At 56.8% G+C, this 3,200-nt stretch carries 1 rRNA gene; it reads left to right on the forward strand.

From position 1 onward, the window contains the following. Nucleotides 1–56 precede the first annotated feature (56 nt). A 23S ribosomal RNA gene (locus tag LPA54_RS32475) occupies nucleotides 57–3,178 on the forward strand. Nucleotides 3,179–3,200 lie beyond the last annotated feature (22 nt).

Consider the following 3,200-nt stretch of genomic DNA (forward strand, 5'->3'; position numbering starts at 1 on the left):
GGGTGATGGGTGGCTGGTCGTTGCTTGAGAACTGCACAGTGGACGCGAGCATCTGTGGCCAAGTTTTTAAGGGCGCACGGTGGATGCCTTGGCACCAGGAACCGATGAAGGACGTGGGAGGCCACGATAGTCCCCGGGGAGCCGTCAACCAGGCTTTGATCCGGGGGTTTCCGAATGGGGAAACCCGGCAGTCGTCATGGGCTGTCACCCATGCCTGAACACATAGGGCATGTGGAGGGAACGAGGGGAAGTGAAACATCTCAGTACCCTCAGGAAGAGAAAACAACCGTGATTCCGGGAGTAGTGGCGAGCGAAACCGGATGAGGCCAAACCGTATGCGTGTGATACCCGGCAGGGGTTGCGCATGCGGGGTTGTGGGATCTCTCTTTCACAGTCTGCCGGCTGTGAGACGAGTCAGAAACCGTATGGATAGGCGAAGGACATGCGAAAGGTCCGGCGTAGAGGGTAAGACCCCCGTAGCTGAAATTCATGCGGCTCGTTTGAGAGACACCCAAGTAGCACGGGGCCCGAGAAATCCCGTGTGAATCTGGCGGGACCACCCGTTAAGCCTAAATATTCCCTGGTGACCGATAGCGGATAGTACCGTGAGGGAATGGTGAAAAGTACCGCGGGAGCGGAGTGAAATAGTACCTGAAACCGTGTGCCTACAAGCCGTGGGAGCGTCGGATGCAAGCTTGCTTGCATCTCGTGACTGCGTGCCTTTTGAAGAATGAGCCTGCGAGTTTGCGGTGTGTTGCGAGGTTAACCCGTGTGGGGAAGCCGTAGCGAAAGCGAGTCCGAATAGGGCGATATAGTAGCGCGCTCAAGACCCGAAGCGGAGTGATCTAGCCATGGGCAGGTTGAAGCGGAGGTAAGACTTCGTGGAGGACCGAACCCACCAGGGTTGAAAACCTGGGGGATGACCTGTGGTTAGGGGTGAAAGGCCAATCAAACTCCGTGATAGCTGGTTCTCCCCGAAATGCATTTAGGTGCAGCGTCGTGTGTTTCTTGCCGGAGGTAGAGCACTGGATAGGCGATGGGCCCTACCGGGTTACTGACCTTAGCCAAACTCCGAATGCCGGTAAGTGAGAGCGCGGCAGTGAGACTGTGGGGGATAAGCTCCATGGTCGAGAGGGAAACAGCCCAGAGCATCGACTAAGGCCCCTAAGCGTACGCTAAGTGGGAAAGGATGTGGAGTCGCAGAGACAACCAGGAGGTTGGCTTAGAAGCAGCCACCCTTGAAAGAGTGCGTAATAGCTCACTGGTCAAGTGATTCCGCGCCGACAATGTAGCGGGGCTCAAGCGTACCGCCGAAGTCGTGTCATTGCAGTACATACCCCCAACGGGGACTGTGATGGGTAGGGGAGCGTCGTGTGCCGGGTGAAGCAGCCGCGGAAGCGAGTTGTGGACGGTTCACGAGTGAGAATGCAGGCATGAGTAGCGATACACACGTGAGAAACGTGTGCGCCGATTGACTAAGGGTTCCTGGGTCAAGCTGATCTGCCCAGGGTAAGTCGGGACCTAAGGCGAGGCCGACAGGCGTAGTCGATGGACAACCGGTTGATATTCCGGTACCCGCTTTGAAACGCCCAGTATCGAACCAGGCGATGCTAAGTCCGTGAAGCCGTCCCGGAGCCTTCGGGCAAAGGGAAGTGGTGGAGCCGACGGACCAGACCTGTAGTAGGTAAGCGATGGGGTGACGCAGGAAGGTAGTCCAGCCCGGGCGGTGGTTGTCCCGGGGTAAGGGTGTAGGACGCACGGTAGGCAAATCCGTCGTGCATATAGTCTGAGACCTGATGCCGAGCCGATTGTGGTGAAGTGGATGATCCTATGCTGTCGAGAAAAGCCTCTAGCGAGTTTCATGGCGGCCCGTACCCTAAACCGACTCAGGTGGTCAGGTAGAGAATACCGAGGCGTTCGGGTGAACTATGGTTAAGGAACTCGGCAAAATGCCCCCGTAACTTCGGGAGAAGGGGGGCCATCACTGGTGAGAGCACTTGCTGCTCGAGCTGGGGGTGGCCGCAGAGACCAGCGAGAAGCGACTGTTTACTAAAAACACAGGTCCGTGCGAAGCCGTAAGGCGATGTATACGGACTGACGCCTGCCCGGTGCTGGAACGTTAAGGGGACCGGTTAGTCACTCTTCGGGGTGGCGAAGCTGAGAACTTAAGCGCCAGTAAACGGCGGTGGTAACTATAACCATCCTAAGGTAGCGAAATTCCTTGTCGGGTAAGTTCCGACCTGCACGAATGGCGTAACGACTTCTCGACTGTCTCAACCATAGGCCCGGTGAAATTGCACTACGAGTAAAGATGCTCGTTTCGCGCAGCAGGACGGAAAGACCCCGGGACCTTTACTACAGTTTGATATTGGTGTTCGGTTCGGCTTGTGTAGGATAGGTGGGAGACTGTGAAGCTTGGACGCCAGTTCAGGTGGAGTCGTCGTTGAAATACCACTCTGGTCGTGCTGGATGTCTAACCTGGGTCCGTGATCCGGATCAGGGACAGTGTCTGATGGGTAGTTTAACTGGGGCGGTTGCCTCCTAAAGGGTAACGGAGGCGCCCAAAGGTTCCCTCAGCCTGGTTGGCAATCAGGTGTTGAGTGTAAGTGCACAAGGGAGCTTGACTGTGAGACCGACGGGTCGAGCAGGGACGAAAGTCGGGACTAGTGATCCGGCGGTGGCTTGTGGAAGCGCCGTCGCTCAACGGATAAAAGGTACCCCGGGGATAACAGGCTGATCTTCCCCAAGAGTCCATATCGACGGGATGGTTTGGCACCTCGATGTCGGCTCGTCGCATCCTGGGGCTGGAGTCGGTCCCAAGGGTTGGGCTGTTCGCCCATTAAAGCGGTACGCGAGCTGGGTTTAGAACGTCGTGAGACAGTTCGGTCCCTATCCGCTGTGCGCGTAGGAATATTGAGAAGGGCTGTCCCTAGTACGAGAGGACCGGGACGGACGAACCTCTGGTGTGCCAGTTGTTCTGCCAAGGGCATGGCTGGTTGGCTACGTTCGGGAGGGATAACCGCTGAAAGCATCTAAGCGGGAAGCCTGCTTCGAGATGAGTATTCCCACCTCCTTGAGAGGGTAAGGCTCCCAGTAGACGACTGGGTTGATAGGCCGGATATGGAAGCCCAGTAATGGGTGGAGTTGACCGGTACTAATAGGCCGAGGGCTTGTCCTCAGTTGCTCGCGTCCACTGTGTT

The sequence above is a fragment of the Streptomyces sp. DH12 genome, assembly GCF_020873895.1.
In the GTDB taxonomy this organism is placed as follows: domain Bacteria; phylum Actinomycetota; class Actinomycetes; order Streptomycetales; family Streptomycetaceae; genus Streptomyces.